The sequence below is a fragment of the Bradyrhizobium sp. 141 genome (assembly GCF_023074055.1).
Classification (GTDB): domain Bacteria; phylum Pseudomonadota; class Alphaproteobacteria; order Rhizobiales; family Xanthobacteraceae; genus Bradyrhizobium.
In genome coordinates, this window is the sequence record NZ_JADPKR010000103.1 from 333,500 (window position 1) to 353,660 (window position 20,161).

Genomic DNA, 20,161 nt, shown 5'->3' on the forward strand with positions numbered 1-20,161 from the left:
CGGCCAGCTCCACAAAGCGGCGGCCAGTTCGAAGTTCCACGCTTGCAACCCGTCTTGCCGGCGTCGTTGCCGCTGAAGACCGGTGTAACTTCGAACTGTGATGAGTGAACACGGCTTTTTCGGACGAACCCAGTCACTGTCCCTGCCGTTAACGAGAATGTTATCGATGGCCCTCCCGGGACGCTGAAGGCAAACGGACAAGGCGGCCCGAGGGCCGCCTTGTTTGTTTTTTGGCTGGTCGACGTTCGCCTCAGGCGAGCGGCACGGCCACGAACCTCGTCGCCTCCGCGCTTCTGACCTGCAACAGCACGCTGCGCTTGCCGGACGATTTGGCCTGCGCCAGCTCGGAGCGGACGTCGCCGACATTGGCGACCGCCTTGCCGCCGACATTGAGGATGACGTCGCCGGTCTGGATGCCGCGCTGCGCCGCCGGCCCTTGCGGATCGACTTCGGTGACGACAACGCCCTTTTGGCCAGCGCCCTGGACGTCACCGGCCGGAGCCAGGCCGAGCCCGAGACGCGGCGTGCCGTCGTTCGGCTGCCCCTTGCCCTCGTCAGCGCTGCCATTTCCTTTGGCCTGCCGCTCGTTCGGCAGCTCGCCGAGTGCGAGCGTCAGCGTCTTGGTCCCGCCCTTGTGGAAGACGTCGAGCTTCACGGAGCTGCCCGGCGACAGGGTGGCGATGGTACGGGCGAGGTCGCGGGAGTCCTTGATCGCGGTGCCGTTGACGGCGGTGATGACGTCACCCGCCTCGATGCCGGCCTTGGCCGCCGGGCTGCCGTCCTGCGGATTGTCGACGATCGCACCGCGCGCCTCCTTCAAGCCGAGGCCGTCGGCGATCTCAGCGGTGACCGGTTGCACCTGCACGCCGAGCCAGCCGCGGGTCACCGCGCCCTTGTCCTTCAGCTGCGCGACGACGAGTTTTGCAGTCGAGGCCGGAATGTCGAAGCCGATGCCGACCGAGCCGCCGGAGGGCGAGAAGATCGCAGTGTTCACGCCGATCACGTTGCCGTTCATGTCGAAGGCGGGGCCGCCGGAATTGCCCTTGTTGATGGGCGCGTCGATCTGGATGAAGTCGTCATAGGGACCATTGCCGATGTCGCGGCCGCTGGCCGAGACGATGCCGGCAGTCACGGTGCCGCCGAGGCCGAAGGGATTGCCGACCGCGACCACCCAGTCGCCGACGCGCGGCTTCTGGTCGGCGAATTTGACGAACGGGAAGTCCTTCTTGCCATCGACCTTGATCAGCGCGAGATCGGTCTTCGGATCGGTGCCGACGACCTTCGCGGTGTAGCTCGTGCCGTCATCCATCGTCACCTGCACCGACTCGGCGTGGTCGACGACGTGGTTGTTGGTCACGGCATAGCCGTCAGCGGAGATGAAGAAGCCGGAGCCTTCGCCCGTGATCATCTGATGGCGCTGGCGCGGCATGCCATTCATGCCGCCTGGGCCACGAAAGCCGAACTGCCGGGAGAACTGGTCAAACGGCGTCTCCTCGTCCGAATCCATCCGGTTCTGTTGCAGCATGGCGCTCTTGTCGTTGGCCTGGTCGATCTTGACCCGCACCGAGATGACGGCGGGCTTGACCTTGCTGACGAGGTCACCGAAGCCCGGCGGCGTCGTGGCGGATTCCGCGGCCTGGGCCGGGGCAATGAAGGAGTTCAGAGCGAACGGCGAAGAGCCGGGAGAAGCCGCCAGCGCGGCCACGCCGAGCGCGGCCACGGTGCCGAGCAGCGCGAGCCGGCGCGGCCTCAAGATCTTGCGGGACGTCGAGGTGTCGGAATTGACGCGGTCGTTCATGTCGAAATGTCCATGTTGGAAGCTGTCGCCTTGCATCCAACATGGACATCGTCACCTTACGGCGTCCCGTCCGTCCGATTAAATCTTGGCAAAGAATATGCGAGCGGGCGGCACGGGGAAGGTCGTCCTTGCGCATTTGATGCAGCTCAACGCCGATGCTTCCGGCAGTGAAAGACTGCAGCCACCGGGTGATGTTCATCGGAGGCGGCCCATGTACAAGGACATTCTCGTTCACATCCCTACCGAGCGTCCCATGCGTTCCGCGATCGAAGGCTCGATTTCGCTCGCGGCACAGTTCAACGCTCATCTCGACGCGGTCGCGGTCGGCTATGTCGCAACCAGGGCGGCTCACGTGATGGAGGGCGGCGCCGCGGTGGCGGCCGTGTTCGAGCTCGAACGCGAGCGCGCGCTGGAGCGGGCCGAGGCCGCGCTCGCCGTGTTCGGAATCGAAGCGGCGAACGCCGGCATCTCCTACGCCTGCCGCCCGCTCGGCGCGATCCCGGTGGATGCAGCCGGCTCGCTCGGCGAGATGGCGCGCCTGCACGACCTCAGCGTCGTGGTTCAGCCCGATCCGGGGGAAGCCTCGTTCGACAACGACGTGCCGCGCGAGATCCTGTTCCAGGCGGGCGGCCCGGTGCTGTTGCTGCCCTACACCTTCCAAGGAGCTTTCAAGGCGGGGCGGATCGGCATCTGCTGGGACGGCAGCCGCCTCGCCGCCCGCGCCGTGCACGACGCAGCGCCGTTCCTGGCGCGCGCCGATGAGATCGTAATCATCACCGTCAACGAGGCCAACGCGGTCCCCGACGAAGCTTCAGCGGGCGGTCTGGCAAGACATCTCGGCCGGCGCGGACTGTCGACCCGCACGGTCGGCCTGTCGGCGACGCGCGCCGACATCCAGCCGACCATCCTGTCGCTGGCGGCCGACGAGGGCCTCGATCTCCTGGTGATGGGCGGCTACGGCCATTCGCGATTGCAGGAGCGCGTTCTCGGCGGCGTCACCCGCGCCATGCTGGAAGCCATGACGGTCCCGACGCTGATGTCGCACTGAGCCTGACAGGCGCCGTCACGCCGCGACCGGGGTCTCCCACGTCGTGGGCGCTGTGGCGCCCTCGTCGTGTTGCCCATTGCACGCGTCGAAATGCGCCTTGAGCTCGACCTCGGCGAGATATTCGAAATGTTCGGCCTGGCCGAGGAGTTCCCAGTTCTGAAGCGGCCGGTAGGCCGCCTGCTGGCGACAGAGGGACGCCAGCGCCCGGTAGCGACGTACGTTCTCCATGAGACCCTCCCTCGCATTGGCAAAGCTTATTGCCCCGATTTGCGTCAGGCCGATGGCGGTTGTGCAAAAGATTTACTGCGGCCATCGCGCGCCTGCTCTCGGCGTCGTTGTTAGGAAATATATGTCCGGGCCAAAGTTCCAAGCGGGCCGACCAGGTCGAGATAGCGCTCGATCAAGTCGGGCCGGCCGACCAGATAGCCCTGCATCTCCTCGCAGGCCTCGCGCACCAGGAAGGCACGCTGCGCTTCCGTCTCCACCCCTTCGGCAAGGACCGGGATATTCAGGGCGTGCGCGAGGCTCAGGACCGCGCGGACAATCGCGGCCGATTGCGGCGTCGCCTCTAGATTGGAGATGAAACCGCGATCGATCTTGATCTTGTCGAACGGAAACGACTGCAGATAGGACAGCGAGGAATAGCCGGTACCGAAATCGTCCATCGCGATGCGGACGCCGAGCGCCTTCAGCCGCCGCAGCAAATTGAGCGCGCGGGTGAAATCGCCGATCAGCACACCCTCGGTGATCTCGACCTCGAGCCGCGTCGGGGCAAGCCCCGTCTCCAGCAGGATCTGATGGATCGAACGTTCGAGATCGCCGGCCTGGAACTGGACCGGCGAGAAATTGACGGCGACCTGCAGGGGCCGCGGCCAGGATGCCGCCTCGCGGCACGCTTTGCGCAAGACCCATTCGCCAATCTGGACGATCAGCCCGTTCTCCTCGGCCAGCGGAATGAACTGGTCCGGCGGCACGAAGCCGCGGCTCGGATGGTTCCAGCGCAGCAGGGCCTCGAAGCCGATCACCTCGCCATCCACCCGCGCCTGCGGCTGGAAATAGACCAGGAACTGGTTCTGCTCCAGCGCATGTCGCAGATCGTGCTGCAACAGCCTGCGGTCGCGCAGCTCCCGGTCCATCTCAGATTCGAAGAAGCGCACCCGCCCCCTGCCCTCGCGCTTGGCACGATAGAGCGCTGAATCGGCGTTGGCGAGCAGCGTGGCGGCATTCACGCCGTCATCAGGATAAAACGCGATGCCGACGCTGAGGCCGACATGGGGAAGATAGTCGTCGACCTCGAGCTCCTTGCCGATCGTCTCGACCAGGCGTTCGGCGAGCGCCAGAACGTCCTCACGCCTGATGTCGTCAGGCATCAGGATCATGAACTCGTCGCCGCCGATACGAGCGACGAAGGCGCCGTCGGCTTCCGCGGCAAGCCGGTCCGCCGCCCCCCGCATCAGCATGTCGCCGACGGGATGGCCGAACACGTCGTTGACCTCCTTGAAGCGGTCGAGATCGAGGCTGAGCACGGCAAAACTGGTCGCCGCCTCCTGCGCCCGCTCCAACCGCTCGTCGAGCGCGGCGTTGAAGGCGCTGCGGTTCGGCAGATCAGTCAGCACGTCATGATGCGCGAGGTGACTGATGCGTTCCTGGGTGTTGACGCGCTCGGTGACGTCCTCGATCACGCCGACCAGATATTGCGGATCGCCGGCATCGCCGGTGATCAGCATCTTTCGCGAGTTGACGACCCGGTCGTGACCCTTGACGCCGATTTCGAGCAGATGCTCCTCGAGGAACATCGGCATCCCGCTGGCAACGACCCTGCGGTCTTGCTCATTGACCACGCGGGCGACATCTGCGGGGAATATCTCGTCGGGGGTCCTGCCCAGCATCTGCTCGCGCTGCAGGCCATAATAGTTCTCGCCGGCGCGGTTGAGCAGGATGTAACGGGAATCCTTCGCGCACTTCGCGAACACCGCGATCGGGATGTTCTCGACGATAGTGTCCAGGAACTCACGGGTCCGCAGCAGGTCTTCCTCGACCTCGTCGTGAGTCTGCGCGCGTGCGTCGATCATCCGCTGGCGCTCGCGATCACTCGCCTCATAGGCTGCGCCGACGAGCTCGCCCAGCTTGACGAGGTCGACCTGTCCGGCCGTGTCGGTGGCGCAACGAAGCTGCTCGGCGAACAAGCGATGCATACTCATGCCATCGCTCCACGCCGCACGCAGGCCTCATGCCCGCAGATATCCTCGATCCGCATCCCCGCGCTCTCTCAGAGTTCCTCAATCGAAGATTGCGGCGCATAGCGTTGCGCGGGAGTTAATCGAGCCTTCGTCTCCGGCGCATTGGTTACCCCGGCCTGAAGAGCCGGGCACTCCTGCGCGATATTCTCCGTAGAGCCCCGGAGACAAGTGATACGTGCTGGCACAACCGGAACCGCGCCGTCTCCGATAGTGTCCCTTGGGTCTAGCGGATGCGCGCGCCTTCACCGAGGCGCATCGGATGCGCGGCATTATCCTGCAGCTTCGGAACCCGGCCGGCCTCGGCGGCGATGCGGATGGCTGCAATATTGGCCGCATATTCGGCAGCGCTCTTGCCGCGAAACACCGCGGAACCCGCCACCAGCGTATCGGCGCCCGCCGCCGCCACCGCAGCGGCATTGTCACGCGTGACGCCGCCGTCGACCTCGAGCCGGATCGGCCGGTCGCCGATCATGGTTCTGATCCGTTCGATTTTCTCGAGCTGGGATTCGAGGAAGGACTGGCCGCCAAATCCCGGATTGACTGTCATCACCAGCACGAGATCGACGCGATCGAGCACATAGGCGATCGCGCTCTCGGGAGTGGCCGGACACAGGCTGACGCCGGCCTTCTTGCCGAGCGCACGGATCGCCTGGAGTGAGCGGTCGAGATGCGGGCCGGCTTCGGCGTGCACCGTGATGACGTCGGCGCCTGCCTTCGCGAACGCTTCGAGATAGGGATCGACAGGCGCGATCATCAGATGAACGTCGAACACCTTCTTCGTCAGCGGACGGATCGCCTTGATGACGTCGGCGCCATAACTGATGTTGGGGACGAAATGCCCGTCCATGATGTCGCAATGGATCCAGTCGGCGCCGGCCGTGTCGATTGCCGCGATCTCCTCGCCGAGGCGCGCGAAATCCGCGGCCAGAATCGAGGGAGCGATGATGATCTCTCTGGTCATGGCTTTGCACTCCCCGCATCGGCGCCGCCGCTGAAGACGCGGCTCGCCAGGACGTCCATGGGATCGATGGTTTCGAGGTCGGCGACATCGAGCATGCGGTCGAGATCGGACACCAGGCGATCGGCCTGCCGCAGCCGGATGCGGTCGACGGCGTTGCGGATCGAGCGCGCATTGGAGAAGAACGGCTGCGTCCGGCGCAGCGCAATGTATCTCTCGAACGCCTCGCGCGCCGCAGCCGAGAGGCGATAGCCGCGCTCCTTCAACATCAGTTCGGCGATGACAAGCAGCTCGGCTTCGGCATAGTCCGGAAATTCGATGTGATGCGCGATGCGCGAACGGAAGCCGGGGTTGGAGGCGAAGAAGCTCGTCATCCGCTCGCCATAGCCGGCAAGGATCACGACCAGGTCGTCGCGCTGGTTCTCCATCACCTGGAGCAGGATCTCGATCGCCTCCTGGCCGTAGTCGCGCTCGTTGTCGGGGCGATGGAGATAATAGGCCTCGTCGATGAACAACACGCCGCCCATCGCCTTCTTCAAGATCTCCTTCGTCTTCGGCGCGGTGTGGCCGATGTATTGACCGACGAGATCGTCACGCGTGACCGAGATCACCTGCCCGCGCCGCACGAAGCCGAGACCGTGCAGGATCTTGGCCATGCGCAGCGCCACCGTGGTCTTGCCGGTGCCGGGATTGCCGGTGAACGACATGTGCAGCGTCGGAGGCGCGGAGGCCAGGCCCGCGCGCTGCCGGATGCGTTCGATCAGCAGCAGCGAGGCGATCTGGCGCACGCGGTTCTTCACCGGCTTCAATCCGACCAGCTCCTGCTCGAGCTGCTGCAGCGTGTCGGTGATCCCGGCAGCTTCAGCTTCCTTGCGGAGATCGAAACTGGTCTCGCCGGGCTCAGTCGTGGTTGCGTGGGGAACGTCCAGCATAGCTACCCTCGAAGAAAAGAGCTTCGCCGCCGGGAGCGGCGAAGCAGTGGTCCGCCAAGGATGCGGAGCAGGGAGAGCTCCGCGCGGAAGCGGATGGCTTTAAGTTGACGCGTGCGCGGCCGGCCTTCGCACGGTGGTGTAACGGATCGCGCGGCCGCCGACTTCCTGCCGCACCAATTCGAACTCCGCCTCTTGCGGCGGCCGGTTGACGAGGAAGGAGATCCGCACCGATTCCCAGCCATGGCTGGAATCGAAGCCGCTGATGCGGATGTAGCGGTCGCCATACACCCTGCGGCACTCCGCGAGCTCCATCATCACGCCGGCGGCGTCCTGAAGGTCGAACATCGGCAGGCCCCACATCTCCCAATAGGTATTGCGGGGATGGGGATCGTCGGTGAACTCGATATTCACCGCCCAGCCGTTTCCAAGGCAATATTGCACCTGCTTGGTGATCTGGTCGTCGGTGAGATCGGGCAGGAACGAAAAGCAACCCTGAGTGAGTTTCATGCTGCGTCTCCTCAAACGGTTTCGAGCGCGGTCGGCACGAAGTCCGGCGTGTCGGTGGATTGATAATTGAAGGTCACGTCCTTCCAGACTTCGAGCGCCGCCTTCAGCGGCGTGCACGTCTCCGCCGCCCGGGCCAGGATCTCCGGGCCCTCGTGGACGTAGTCGCGCCCCTCGTTGCGAGCGAGGATCATCGCTTCCAACGCCACGCGGTTGGCGATCGCGCCGGCCGCAATGCCCATGGGGTGGCCGATGGTGCCGCCGCCGAACTGCAGGACGACGTCTTCGCCCAGGAGGTCGAGTAGCTGGTGCATCTGGCCGGCATGGATGCCGCCCGAGGCGACCGGCATCATCTTGTTGAGGCTCGCCCAGGACTGGTCGAAGAACAGGCCGTGCTCGAGCTTGGTCGGGTTGAAGTCCTCGCGGCAGACATCGTAATAGCCGCGCGTGGTGTTGGGATCGCCTTCCAGCTTGCCGACCACCGTGCCGGCATGGATGTGGTCGACGCCGGCAAGCCGCATCCATTTAGCAATGACGCGGAACGACACGCCATGGCTCTTCTGCCGGGTGTAGGTCGAGTGTCCGGCGCGATGCAGGTGCAGGATCATGTCGTTGCGCCGCGCCCATTTGGCCATCGACTGGATCGCGGTGTAGCCGATCACGAGGTCGATCATGACGATGCACGACCCGAGCTCCTTGGCGAACTCGGCACGCTCGTACATGTCCTCCATCGTGCCCGCGGTGATGTTCAGGTACGTGCCCTTCACTTCCCCGGAGGCGGCCTGCGCGCGGTTCACGGCTTCCATGCAGTACAGGAAACGATCGCGCCAGTGCATGAAGGGCTGCGAGTTGATGTTCTCGTCGTCCTTGGTGAAATCGAGCCCGCCCTTCAGCGCCTCATAGACGACGCGGCCATAGTTGCGGCCCGAAAGCCCGAGCTTCGGCTTCACCGTCGCGCCCAGCAGCGGCCGGCCGAACTTGTCCAGGCGCTCGCGCTCGACCACGATGCCGGTCGCCGGCCCCTGGAACGTCTTCACATAGGCGACGGGGAAGCGCATGTCCTCGAGACGCAAGGCCTTGAGCGGCTTGAAGCCGAACACGTTGCCGATAATCGAGGCCGAGAGGTTGGCGATCGAACCCGGCTCGAACAGATCGAGATCATAGGCGATATAGGCGAAATACGAGCCCGGCGTGCCCGGCACCGGATCGACACGGTAGCATTTTGCGCGATATTTCTCCGCCGCGGTCAGCCGATCGGTCCACACCACGGTCCAGGTCGCGGTCGAGGATTCGCCGGCGACTGCGGCCGACGCCTCGATCGGGTCGACGCCTTCCTGCGGCGTGACACGAAACAGCGCGATCACATCCGTGTCCTTTGGCGTGTAGTCGGGCTCCCAATAGCCCATGCGCTTGTATTCCATCACGCCGGAACGATAGCGCTCTTTGCCGCGGACTGTGCCTGCATGTGCGTTCATGTCTCTCTCCTGCTGTTTTCTCTGCTGCTCTTTTCTGATCGATTAGGCCGCAACGGGTTCACGGGCGTCGATGCGCGGGTCCAATTCGCCCGCGCGATAGCGCCGTGCCATTTCGCTCAAGGGAATGACCTTGATCTTGCTGGCGTGGCCCGCAGTGCCGAACTGCTCGAAACGCTCGCGGCAAAGCTCACGCATCGCGTCCATCGCGGGCTTCAGGAACTTCCGTGGATCGAATTCGGAGCGCGTTTGCGCTGCGACCTTGCGGAACACCGCGGTCATCGCGAGGCGACAATCGGTGTCGATGTTGACCTTGCGTACGCCGCTCTTGATGCCGCGAACGATCTCCTCGACCGGCACGCCCCAGGTCTGAGGCATCTCGCCGCCGAACTGGTTGAACATGTCCTGGAGCGGCTGCGGCACCGAGGATGAGCCATGCATCACCAGATGCGTGTTCGGCAGGCGGCGATGGATCTCCTCGACCACCCGCATCGCCAGGATGTCACCATCAGGCTTGCGGCTGAACTTGTAGGCGCCGTGCGAGGTACCCATCGCGATGGCGAGCGCATCGACCTTGGTGGCGCGGACGAAGTCGACCGCCTGGTCGGGATCGGTCAAGAGCTGGTCATGGCTGACCTTGCCCTCGACGCCGTGGCCATCTTCCTGTTCGCCGCCGCCGTGTTCGAGCGAGCCGAGCACGCCGAGCTCGCCCTCGACGGATGCGCCGACCCAATGCGCGAGATCGACGACGCGTCGGGTGATTGCGACGTTGTAGTCGTAATCGGCCGCCGTCTTGGCATCGGCCTTGAGCGAGCCGTCCATCATGACGGACGTGAAGCCGTGGGCGATGGCGGACGCGCAAGTCGCTTCGTCATTGCCATGGTCCTGATGCATGCAGAGCGGAATGTCCGGATAGGTCCGCTCCAGCGCGTCGATCATGTGCGAGAGCATGAGGTCGCCGGCATAGCTGCGCGCACCGCGCGAGGCCTGCATGATCACGGGCGCATCGACCTCGGCGGCCGCCTGCATGATCGCGATGCCCTGCTCCATGTTGTTGATGTTGAACGCCGGCACCGCGTAACCGTAGCTGGCGGCGTGATCGAGCAGTTGACGAAGTGTGATACGGGCCACGAGAAGTCCTCCTTATTGTCTCTTGCGAGCGATCGCCCGGCGGGCGGCTTCCGCAATGCTCTGCGGAGTGATGCCGAATTCGCGGTAGAGCACGGGCGCCGGCGCCGAGGCGCCGAAGCCGCGCATGCCGACGAATTCGCCCTCAGCGCCGATCCAGCGATACCAGTCGCCGGCGACGGCCGCCTCGACACCGACCCGTGGCGCGGTGCCGAGAACAGCGGCGCGGTAATCCTCCGGCTGCTCCTCGAACAGCGCGAAGCATGGCGCGGAGACCACGGCGGCGCGAACGTGCTCGGTCGCAAGCAGGCGCGCGGCCTCCAGCGCGATCGACACTTCCGAGCCGGTCGCCATCAACGTCACGTCGCGGCCGCCATCGGGCGAGACGATCAGATAGGCGCCGCGCGCGACGCGGTTCCTGCCGCGCACATCGCTGCGGAAGGTCGGCAATGCCTGACGCGACAGGCACAGCACGGAGGGACGATCTTCCGCTTCGAGTGCGCAGTCCCAGGCTTCCAGGGTCTCGACCGCATCGGCGGGACGGAATACGAGCAAGTTCGGAATGACGCGCAGCGCCGCAAGATGCTCGACCGGCTGATGCGTCGGCCCGTCCTCGCCGAGCCCGATGGAATCGTGGGTCATCACGTGGATGACGCGCAGCCGCATCAGGGCCGCGAGGCGGATCGCCGGTCGGCTGTAATCGGAGAACGCGAGGAAGGTGCCACCGTAGGGAATGAACCCACCGTGCAGCGCGAGGCCATTCATCGCGGCGGCCATGCCGTGCTCGCGAATGCCGTAATGGATGTAGTCGCCGGCGAACGCGCCGGGCTTGACGGGGGCCTGCGCCTTGGCATGCGTCAGGTTCGAATGCGTCAGATCCGCCGAGCCGCCGACAAATCCGGGAATGGTCCCCGCGATGCCGTCGAGCACCTGTTGCGAGGCCTGGCGTGTCGCCAGCTTCGGACGCTCGGTGGCGTAGCGTTCGCGCAATTTCGCCGCCGCCTGGGCATAGGCGTTCGGCAGGGCGACTGCCTTGCCCTCGATGAACATGTCGCGCTGCTCGGGCGTCGCGCATTCATAGCGGTCGAGCCAGGCGAGACGCGCGACCTGCCCGCGCTGTCCGATCATCCGCCACGCCTTCGAGATCGGGATCGGCACCACGAAGGGCTGATAGTCCCAGCCGAGGGACCGGCGCGCCGCCGCGGTCTGCTCGGTGCCGAGCGGCGCGCCATGCGCCTTCTCGGTACCTTGCCGGTCCGGTGCGCCATAGCCGATGATGGTGCGGCAAGCGATCAGCGACGGTTTTGCGGTTTCGCGCTCTTCCGCGATCGCTAGCGCAACTGCTTCGGGATCGTGCCCATCGACACGGCGCACCGACCAGCCGGACGCGGCGAAGCGCGCGAGCTGGTCATCGGAGGTCGCAAGCGACGTGGGCCCGTCGATGGAGATGCCGTTGTCGTCGAACAGCACGATCAGGCGGCCGAGCTGGAGATGGCCGGCGAGCGAGATCGCCTCCTGGCTGATGCCTTCCATCAGGCAGCCATCGCCGGCGATGACATAAGTGAAGTGATCGACGAGACTGTCGCCATGCCGTGCGTTGGCCATCCGCTCGGCGAGCGCCATGCCGACCGCGGTCGCGATCCCCTGTCCCAATGGCCCTGTCGTGGTCTCCACGCCCGGCGTATGGCCGTATTCCGGATGCCCCGGCGTCTTCGAGCCCCATTGCCGGAAGGCCTTGATGTCGTCGAGGCTGACGTCGCCGCCGGTCAGATGCAGCAGCGCGTAGAGCAACATCGAGCCGTGGCCCGCCGATAGCACGAAGCGATCGCGGTCGGGCCAGTTCGGATGCGCCGAGTCGAATTTCAGGAAGCGCGAGAACAGCACGGTCGCGACATCGGCCATTCCCATGGGCAGACCCGGATGGCCCGACTGCGACGTCTCGATGGCATCGACCGCGAGGAAGCGGACGGCGTTGGCGAGATCATTGTGCGTGACTGCATTGAGGTCGGCTTCGGCATGAACCGAGATGTTCATCGGATCCTCCCATTGTTGTCGTTGTTGCACGTCATCACTTCATGCTCCGCTTGCGCTCGATGAGCTGCATGATCAGCGGCGTCAGGATCAGCTGCATCGCGAGATCGAGTTTCGCGCCGGGGCAGACGATCGAATTCGCGCGCGACATCCAGCTCTGGGGCAGCATCGAGAGCAGATAGGGGAAATCGATGCCGCGCGGATTCTTGAAGCGGATCACCACCATCGATTCGTCCGGCGTCGGGATCCAGCGGGCGATGAACGGATTGGAGGTGTCCACCGTCGGCACGCGCTGGAAGTTGATGTCGGTCTCGGTGAATTGCGGGCAGATGTAGTGGATGTAGTCCGGCATCCGCCGCAGGATGGTGTCGGTGACCGCCTCGGTCGAATATCCGCGCGCGCTGCGATCGCGGTGCAGCTTCTGGATCCATTCGAGATTGATGACCGGAACGACGCCGATCTTCAGGTCGGCATAGCGCGCGACATTGACCTTGTCGGTGACGACGGCGCCGTGCAGGCCCTCGTAGAACAACAGGTCTGAATTCTCCGGCAGCCGCTTCCAGTCGGTGAAGGTGCCGGGCGCTGCGCCATGCAGCGCGGACTCCTCGGCGTCATGCACGTAATGCCGTGTCGTCGCCGTGCCGGTCTCGCCATAGTCGCGGAACGCGCGCTCCAGCTCCTCGAACAGATTGGTCTCGGGGCTGAAATGGCTGAAATGCTTGTTGCCGCGATCGGCCTCCTTCGCCATCTGCGCACGCATCTCGGCGCGATCGTAGCGATGGAAGGCGTCACCCTCGATGTAGGCGGCGTTGACCTTCTCGCGGAAAAATATCTGCTCGAAGGTCTTCTTGACCGAGGTGGTGCCGGCGCCGGAGGAGCCGGTGATGGAGATGATCGGATGCTTCCTGGACATGGGACGCCTCGCTCACTGCCGGAAGAAGCCACGCCGCGCGAACAGCGGCGCGGAGACGCTGGCGACCAGCAACGGATCGCAATGCAGCTCCTCGACGCGGCGCACCTCGTTGCTCGAGCCCATGATCAGCGGCACGCGCTGATGCAGGCTCTGCGCTGAAAGGTCGAGGATGCGCTCACGTCCCGTAGTGGCGGAGCCGCCGGCCTGCTCGATGATCATGGCCATCGGATGCGCCTCGTAGACGAGCCGCAGGCGGCCGTCGCCGTAGCCGGGACGCGCGTCCGAGGGATAGAGGAAGACCCCGCCGCGGGTGAGGATGCGATAGGCCTCGGCGACCAGCGAGCCGACCCAGCGCATGTTGAAATTGTGGTTGGCGGGCCCTTCGACGCCGGCGAGGCATTCGTCGACGAAGGCGCGCACCGGCGAATCCCAGTGCCGGCGGTTCGACGCATTGATCGCGAACTCCTCGCAGGCCTCGGCGATCTGGGCGCTGGCGCGCGCGAGGCGGAAGCAGCCCGCCTTGCGGTCGAACGTGAAGATGTCGACGCCCTCGCCGAGCGTCAGCACCAGGGAGGTCTGCGGGCCGTAGGTGACGAAGCCCGCCGCAAGCTGCGCCGAGCCGCGCTGATGGAAGGCGAGCGCGGGGTCGTCTGGGGCCGGCAGGATCGAGAAGATCGTGCCGACCGTCATGTTGATGTCGATGTTGGAGGAGCCGTCGAGCGGATCGATCGCGATACAGATCTTGGCCTCGCGATCGCCGATCTGGGCCTCGCGCATCTCTTCCGAGGCGAGCGCTGCGACCGGCACCTTGCTGAGGCAGCGGCGCAGGATCGCATCAGCCTGCACGTCGAGATCGCGCTGGAGGTCGCCGTCGCTGTTGCGGCCAATGGTCAGGCCGGAGGCGTCCGCCAGATCTCCGGTGGCGATGAGGTCGGCGATCTCGATGGCTGCCGTGGCGATGGCATCGACCGCGGCCGCCACTGCCAGCGCGTGAGGCGCGGTCTCTGAATACCGTTGAAGGTGGTCGTCCAGCCTCAATTGCCCGGTCATCTGCGCATCCCCTTTGCGGGCGCCGTATCCAGTTCCCTCCCCTCTGGAGGTCGGTACGGTCAGTCCCGGCATCAGGAGATTGACAGGGGCGGCTTAATAAGGAAAATTTCTAATCGTAATGAGCATCAAAGAATTTTCTTATAATGGCCCTGGCCATGCGACGACCCAGCTCCGGCATCTGACGATCCGGCAGCTGCGCTCGCTTGCGGCGCTCTCGGCCAAGGGCAGCGTGACGGCGGCGTCCGGCCATCTCGGGCTGACCCAGCCGGCCGTGACCCAGCAGCTCCGGCAGCTGCAGGACCTCGCCGGCCTGCCGCTGGTGCAGCGGACCGGCGACGGCATGCTGCTGACGGAGGCGGGCAAGGAGGTGCTGACGCTGGCCGAGCGGGTCGAGGCCGCCATCATGGACTGCCAGGGCGCGCTCGACCTGCTTGCGGGGCGGACCGGCGGCGCGGTGCATCTCGGCGCGGTCTCGACCGCGAAATATTTCGTGCCGCACGCGATCGCGGCGTTCTCCAAGCGGTACCCCAAGATCGAGATCAAGCTGACCATCGGCAATCGCGAGGAGATCCGCGAGGCCATGCACGGCTACGACCTCGATTTCGCGGTGATGGGTCGGCCACCGGCCGACGTCACGGTCGACGTCCGCCAGCTCGGGCGCAATCCGCACATCATCGTCGCGCGCAAGGGGCACTGGCTGGAGAAGGATTCCGGCCTCAACCTGACCGATCTCGTGCACGAGACCTTCCTCACCCGCGAGCCCGGCTCGGGCACGCGGACGCTGATGGAGGGCATGTTCCAGAAATCCGACCTCGAGCCGATCATCGGCATGGAGATGAGCAGCAACGAGACCATCAAGCAGGCCGTCATCGCCGGGCTCGGCATCGCCTTCATCTCGGCCCACACGGTGGCGCATGAGCTCACCGAGGGCCGGCTCATCGTGCTCGACGTCGCGGGCCTGCCGATCGTGCGGCAATGGTACGTGATCCGCCGCAGCGACAAGGTGCTGCTGCCGCCGGCGCAGGCGATGTTCGATTTTCTGGGCTCGGAAGGCTCGAACTACCTGCCCGACGTGCCCGAACTCGGCGGACGATGATCCGCCCGCGCTCAGCTCAGCAGCTTCATGGCGATGGTCGCCGCCAGGATCAAGATGATCTGCAGCAGACGCTCGGTCGTGAAGATGCGGTTGAACGTGGTCATCGCTTGCCCCGGGCGGCGTGAAGGAAATTTCGCTCGGCGCGTTGCTAGCACAGGCCGGCCGCGAGACAACTCCGTAATTGCCACGGGTGCCCGCCTGCCGCCGGCGCTCTGCGAGGGGACCGCACGTCATTCCCTCCCCGGCAGACGATCGATCCACCACGCAAGGCCGCGTGCGGCGCCCTCCTCGAATCCCACGAGCGGCAGACCTGCGGTCACTTCACGAAGGCGGCGGACGTCAGCGGCAAGGATCGGCTCGGCGTCGACACCCGTGGCGGCGACGGCGCCGAACCTGACCAGATGGCGTGCTTTGAGGAGACCTGCGACATGCTCGATCACGCTGCGCAGACTGCGCGGTTCGCCGCTGGCGAGATTGACCGCGCCGGTGAGCTCGCTGCCAAGCACGGCGGCGATCATCTGCGCGAGGTCATCGACATAGACGAAATCGCGCAGCTGCCCGCCATGCGAGCAGCCGAATTCTTGTCCCGCGCGCAGGCTCCGGATCAGCGAGGGGATGAGGCGCGCCTGCGGCTCGTGCGGGCCGAACGGGACAAACACGCGGCCCCAGCTAGCGCCTGCCGCGATATAGGCTTCGGCCGTAGCGAGCTTGGCTTGTCCGTACAATGTCGTGGGATTGCATTGGCTGGTGCGTTCCTCGCATGGACCGCTCTGCGGTCCGTATTCGAGGCAGCTTCCGATGCCGAGGATACGGCGGGTGCCGCCGGCCCTCGCGCGCGCGAGCAGGTCGATGCTGGCCTCCGCCCAGAGCCGGTTGACGGGATCCTCGCGATAGCGGCCCGGCCGGGCTTCCCAGGCGAGATGAACCAGATGCGTCGGACGCGCTACAGAGAGCGCGAGCCTGCGGCCGGCTTCGGTGAGCAGATCAGCCGCGTGCCACGACACGCCGGCCACCGCCGCTTGAGCCGAGCGCGCGATGCCATGGACCTCGAAGCCCCGACCGACCAGCGCGGGCAACAGCGCACGGCCGAGGAATCCTGACGCGCCCGTGACCAGCACCCGGCTCATGCGAGATGCGGCAGCGCGCGGTCGCGCGCGGACAGGATCGGATCAGGCAGCGGCCAGGCGATTGCCAGCGACGGATCGTCCCAGCGAATGCCGGAAGCGCCTTGCGCGTCATAGGGCACATCGATGCAATACATCAGCTCGGTCGCCTCGACGAGCGTCTGGAAGCCGTGCGCGCATCCGGCGGGGATGAACACGGCATTGCCGCGGTCGGCGGCGAGCTCGACCGAACACCATTGTCCATAGCTCGGAAGGGACCGGCGTAAATCGACGATCACGTCGAAGGCACGGCCGGCAACGCAGCGCACCAGCTTGGCCTCCGGCCGGCCGGCCTGGTGGTGCAGGCCCCGCAGGGTGCCGGCGCGTTCGTTGCGGGACAGGCTGTGTTGCGCGAATTGCGTCGGCAGGCCCTGCGCCGCGAACGCCTCAGCGTCGAACAGCCGGGCGAAGAATCCGCGCGCGTCGGTCTCCGGCTCGATGCCGATTTCGACCACGCCTGGCAGAGCCAATGGAGTGAACTTCATCTCAGCCCCCCGGCGCGGCCACGCGCGCACGCCGCCGTTGCGAACATCCGTTCACCGAAACGCCTTTTGGGTTGCATCATGCGCAACGTTATCGGAATTTCCGTGGCTTGTGAGGATTCACTAACAGCCGCGGCACGACGGCACAACGGGACGATCCATTCATGGACAGGCATCTGTGCCGCTTTTGCGCGCGGGAGCTCGACGAGACCTTCGTCGATCTCGGCCTGTCGCCTCTCGCGAATTCCTTCGTGCCGCCGGAGCGGGCGGACGCCACCGAGCCGACCTATCCGCTGCACGCCCGTGTCTGCCGCGGCTGCGGGCTGGTCCAGCTTCCGCAATTCGCGCCTGCGGCCAACATCTTCGACCAGTATCTCTACTATTCGTCCTATTCCGAGAGCTGGCTGCGTCATGCGGAGCACTATGCCGCAGACATGATCGCCCGCGCCAAGCTCGGTACGGCGTCCGAGGTGATCGAGATCGCCAGCAATGACGGATATCTGCTGCAGTATTTTCAGCGCGCCGGCATCCGCGCGCTCGGGATTGAGCCGGCCAGCGGCCCTGCAGCGGCCGCCATCGCCAAGGGCATCCCGACCCGGACCTGCTATTTCGGCCGCGATACAGCCGCAGCGCTGCGCGCCGAAGGCCACAGGCCCGAGCTGATCGTCGCCAACAACGTGCTCCCGCACGTTCCTGATATCAACGATTTCGTCGCGGGCCTGCGCATTCTCCTGCCCGAGACCGGGCGCGCCACGCTGGAGCTTCCGCATCTGTTGCACCTGATCGAACAGATTCAGTTCGACACGATCTATCACGAGCATCTCTCGTACTTCTCGCTCGCGACCTTCGAGACGGTTTTTCGCGCACATGGCCTGCGCGTTTTCGACGTGGATGAACTGCCGACCCATGGCGGCTCGCTGCGCGTTCACGTCTGCACCGAAGCTGCGCTTCACATCTCCTCGCCCGCCCTCGAGGAATTGCGTCGGCGCGAGGCTGTCGCAGGGCTCGATCGGCCCGCGACCTACAGTGATTTTCAAGCGAAGGTAGCGGCCAAGCGCGAGACGATCCGCGACTTCCTCGTCGCGGCGCGGCGCGCGGGCAAGACGGTGCTGGCCTATGGCGCGCCCGCGAAGGGCAACACGCTGCTCAATTATTGCGGCATCACGCGCGAGCTGATTGCCTTCACCGTGGACCGCAATCCGCACAAGCAGGGCCTGCTGCTTCCGGGAACGCATCTGCCGATCCGCGATCCCGCCGCGCTGATCGCGGGCAGACCCGATTACGTCTTCATCCTGCCCTGGAATCTGAGGGACGAGATCATCGCCCAGCTGGCGGAGGTTCGCGCCTGGGGCGGACAATTCGTGGTGCCCGCGCCCGATCTCACGATCATACCGTGAGCCATGGTTAACGATCAGGCTGCCAGCGGAGCCGCGTAGTCCGCGCGCAACGCGAAATAGGCTTCCAGCTCCGACAGTGCCCGTGCTTCCCAATCCCTCGCCTGCTCCAGCAGCGACCAGCTCTGGCCCGGGCGGAATGCAGCGGTCTGGCGATAGAGCGATGCGATGCCGCGATAGCGGCGCACGTTCTCCAGGATGGCGTGACCATTGATTTGGCCGTTCATGTCCGAAAACTCCCTCGTCATTCCCGCGGGAGAAATTGCGGCCAAATCTTTTTCGAAAAGTTAGCGGCGCACGGCAAGCTCGTGGATGGTTGCCGGACTGTTGCGCGCACGCAACGCGCAGCGTCCCACCGGGACGATTCCGAGAGCGATTTATTGCGGATTCGTTGCCGCGCTCTCGCCCGGGGGCTTCAGCCCGCCGCGGCTGATGATCCTCATCGTCTCGCGGCAGAGATCGGCAAGGCCGATCAGCAGCACGGCGAGCAGGCAGAACAGGTTGATGGAATCGGTATTTGCGCTGGACAGGGCGTTGAACTCGAAAAAGGGCGGAATGAACGCCCACCACACCAGCGGGATGGTGAACAACGCGGCAAGCCCCGCCGCCGGCGTGCCCGCGACGATGCCGAGCACGAACAGGCCGGGCAGGAACGCTGCAAAATAGAGTTTTGCGCCGAGCGCGACGCAGATGCCCTGAAGCACGGCCGACACGGCGACAACGACGCATCCGAGCAGAAACGCCTGCCACGACCATGGCCGTACCCGCGGTACGCCAAACAGCCCCGCACGCCTCATCAGCCTCCCCCTGCCGCCCGTTACCCGGGCTCGCTTGAGACGAAAGTACTACAGCCGCAAGCAAACCGCGAGATGGAAATCGCATCCCCACGGGATTGGTAAACGAACCGCCTCGCACAATTGCGGGAGACATGGACGCTAGCTGGGATGCGCGTGTCCCGGACAAGCTGCAACGCGTTGAGCGTTGCGGCGTAGAGCCGCGACCCAGGGCCACAGGGTAGGGCGCGCCAAGATGGGCCCCGGCTCTGCAGCGCACCCCCCGGACGATGCTTCGCATCGCCGGGCCGCTGCGCTACGTCCGGGGCACGAGCGGAGAGTGTGGCGCACGTGCTCTCTCCCCGTCATTGCGAGGAGCCCTTGCGACGGAGTAATCCAGACTCTTTCCGAGGTGACAGACTGGATTGCTTCCGCCTTCGCCAGGGCTTCGGCGGACAAGTCGCAGCGCTCACAATGACGGAGCAAGAGGCAGCCTCGCGATGCTCGAATGCACATCCCGACGTGCAGTGCCGTAGGGTGGGCAAAGCGAAGCGTGCCCACGTATCTTTCGCGGCCGAGAGAGATCGTGGGCACGGCGCAAGAGCGCCTTTGCCCACCCTACGACATCGAGCTTGTGACACGCAGTTTGACTCACAGACACGCCTTCGCATTCTCGCGGCTGGTTTCGCCCGAGCTTTGCTTGGTCGCTCCGCCCTCTTGAGCCAAGAGGGCGCAGGGAAGGCCGGGTGCCAGCTCGCACCCGCGGTCCGCTGCGCGAAACGCACACACGCAGAAAGAACCGCACAGCAGCATACAGGTGGTGCCGAACACTCGGCCTTCCCTGCGCGATGGTCGGACGGCTTATGCCGTGCTCTCCCGGGAGCCGAACTTTCCTTCTGGCCTCCCTCGCCCCGCGAATTGGATGATGCAGTCTGCCCGGTTGGGCTCGCTCGCACCTTCGCGAAAGGCTTGACCGTAGCAACGACGGTCAGGACCACACGGTTTTGCCGTACGCGCGGTTCGCCATTTCGCCGCAGTTTTTCCAGCCCTGTCGACGGAGCCGGAAACTTACAGGCGAGACGAACCTAGCAGCGCCGCTCGTCTGCACGAAGCCTCGGGCTCACAGGGACTACCCGCCCTGCCCGCACCTCTCGTGCCGACGCTGCCGCGTCCACCGCG

At 65.4% G+C, this 20,161-nt stretch carries 18 protein-coding genes; 3 read left to right on the forward strand and 15 right to left on the reverse strand.

Going from position 1 to position 20,161, the window contains the following annotated elements; genetic code table 11:
* Positions 1-250: 250 nt before the first annotated feature.
* Complete coding sequence (locus IVA81_RS33005) at positions 251-1,798, reverse strand: Do family serine endopeptidase (RefSeq protein ID WP_247325996.1); 1,548 nt, start codon at positions 1,796-1,798, stop codon at positions 251-253.
* A gap of 211 nt (positions 1,799-2,009) precedes the next feature.
* On the opposite strand from IVA81_RS33005, the gene IVA81_RS33010 reads away from it, so the two are divergent.
* Positions 2,010-2,846, forward strand: coding sequence for a universal stress protein (locus IVA81_RS33010; RefSeq protein WP_247325999.1), 837 nt, complete (start codon positions 2,010-2,012; stop codon positions 2,844-2,846).
* 15 nt (positions 2,847-2,861) lie between these two features.
* Here IVA81_RS33010 and IVA81_RS33015 read toward each other — a convergent pair whose 3' ends face one another.
* The 10 genes from IVA81_RS33015 to IVA81_RS33060 form a co-directional block, all read right to left on the reverse strand.
* Entirely contained in the window at positions 2,862-3,074 is a 213-nt protein-coding gene (locus IVA81_RS33015; protein WP_247326001.1) for a hypothetical protein, read from the reverse strand.
* Positions 3,075-3,184: 110 nt separating this feature from the next.
* The gene (locus tag IVA81_RS33020; RefSeq protein WP_247326003.1) at positions 3,185-5,047 is read right to left on the reverse strand and encodes an EAL domain-containing protein; all 1,863 of its coding nucleotides are present in this window, start codon (positions 5,045-5,047) and stop codon (positions 3,185-3,187) included.
* A 262-nt stretch (positions 5,048-5,309) separates the two neighbouring features.
* On the reverse strand, positions 5,310-6,047 hold the full coding sequence (gene rpe, locus IVA81_RS33025) for a ribulose-phosphate 3-epimerase (RefSeq protein WP_247326006.1): 738 nt from the start codon (positions 6,045-6,047) through the stop codon (positions 5,310-5,312).
* The gene (gene cbbX, locus IVA81_RS33030; RefSeq protein ID WP_247326008.1) at positions 6,044-6,976 is read right to left on the reverse strand and encodes a CbbX protein; all 933 of its coding nucleotides are present in this window, start codon (positions 6,974-6,976) and stop codon (positions 6,044-6,046) included. Before cbbX ends, rpe begins: the two co-directional genes overlap by 4 nt.
* Before the next feature lie 99 nt (positions 6,977-7,075).
* Positions 7,076-7,483 (reverse strand): ribulose bisphosphate carboxylase small subunit, encoded by a 408-nt coding sequence (locus tag IVA81_RS33035; RefSeq protein ID WP_247326010.1) that lies wholly within the window; start codon positions 7,481-7,483, stop codon positions 7,076-7,078.
* A gap of 11 nt (positions 7,484-7,494) precedes the next feature.
* Entirely contained in the window at positions 7,495-8,955 is a 1,461-nt protein-coding gene (locus IVA81_RS33040) for a form I ribulose bisphosphate carboxylase large subunit (RefSeq protein WP_247326013.1), read from the reverse strand.
* Positions 8,956-8,997: 42 nt separating this feature from the next.
* Positions 8,998-10,083, reverse strand: a complete 1,086-nt coding sequence (gene fba, locus IVA81_RS33045) for a class II fructose-bisphosphate aldolase (protein WP_247326019.1) — start codon at positions 10,081-10,083, stop codon at positions 8,998-9,000.
* 12 nt (positions 10,084-10,095) lie between these two features.
* Complete coding sequence (gene tkt / locus IVA81_RS33050) at positions 10,096-12,114, reverse strand: transketolase (RefSeq protein WP_247326022.1); 2,019 nt, start codon at positions 12,112-12,114, stop codon at positions 10,096-10,098.
* A gap of 34 nt (positions 12,115-12,148) precedes the next feature.
* Complete coding sequence (locus IVA81_RS33055; protein WP_247007216.1) at positions 12,149-13,024, reverse strand: phosphoribulokinase; 876 nt, start codon at positions 13,022-13,024, stop codon at positions 12,149-12,151.
* Positions 13,025-13,036: 12 nt separating this feature from the next.
* The gene (locus IVA81_RS33060; RefSeq protein WP_247326026.1) at positions 13,037-14,074 is read right to left on the reverse strand and encodes a class 1 fructose-bisphosphatase; all 1,038 of its coding nucleotides are present in this window, start codon (positions 14,072-14,074) and stop codon (positions 13,037-13,039) included.
* Between the two features lie 118 nt (positions 14,075-14,192).
* Here IVA81_RS33060 and IVA81_RS33065 point away from each other — a divergent pair, with 118 nt between their 5' ends.
* The gene (locus IVA81_RS33065) at positions 14,193-15,170 is read left to right on the forward strand and encodes a LysR family transcriptional regulator (protein ID WP_247326028.1); all 978 of its coding nucleotides are present in this window, start codon (positions 14,193-14,195) and stop codon (positions 15,168-15,170) included.
* Between the two features lie 230 nt (positions 15,171-15,400).
* Here the strand turns inward: IVA81_RS33065 and IVA81_RS33070 are convergent, their stop codons facing one another.
* On the reverse strand, positions 15,401-16,297 hold the full coding sequence (locus tag IVA81_RS33070) for an NAD-dependent epimerase/dehydratase family protein (protein ID WP_247326030.1): 897 nt from the start codon (positions 16,295-16,297) through the stop codon (positions 15,401-15,403).
* Positions 16,294-16,818, reverse strand: coding sequence for a dTDP-4-dehydrorhamnose 3,5-epimerase (gene rfbC / locus IVA81_RS33075; RefSeq protein ID WP_247326032.1), 525 nt, complete (start codon positions 16,816-16,818; stop codon positions 16,294-16,296). The genes IVA81_RS33070 and rfbC overlap by 4 nt, the downstream gene beginning before the upstream one ends.
* 161 nt (positions 16,819-16,979) lie before the next feature.
* Between rfbC and IVA81_RS33080 the strand changes: the two genes are divergently transcribed.
* Positions 16,980-18,212 carry a class I SAM-dependent methyltransferase gene (locus IVA81_RS33080; protein ID WP_247326034.1) on the forward strand — a complete coding sequence of 411 codons (1,233 nt, stop codon included), beginning with the start codon at positions 16,980-16,982 and terminating at the stop codon, positions 18,210-18,212.
* 14 nt (positions 18,213-18,226) lie between these two features.
* Here IVA81_RS33080 and IVA81_RS33085 read toward each other — a convergent pair whose 3' ends face one another.
* Complete coding sequence (locus IVA81_RS33085) at positions 18,227-18,436, reverse strand: hypothetical protein (RefSeq protein WP_212080822.1); 210 nt, start codon at positions 18,434-18,436, stop codon at positions 18,227-18,229.
* A gap of 150 nt (positions 18,437-18,586) precedes the next feature.
* Complete coding sequence (locus tag IVA81_RS33090; protein ID WP_247326036.1) at positions 18,587-19,006, reverse strand: DUF4118 domain-containing protein; 420 nt, start codon at positions 19,004-19,006, stop codon at positions 18,587-18,589.
* Positions 19,007-20,161: the final 1,155 nt, after the last annotated feature.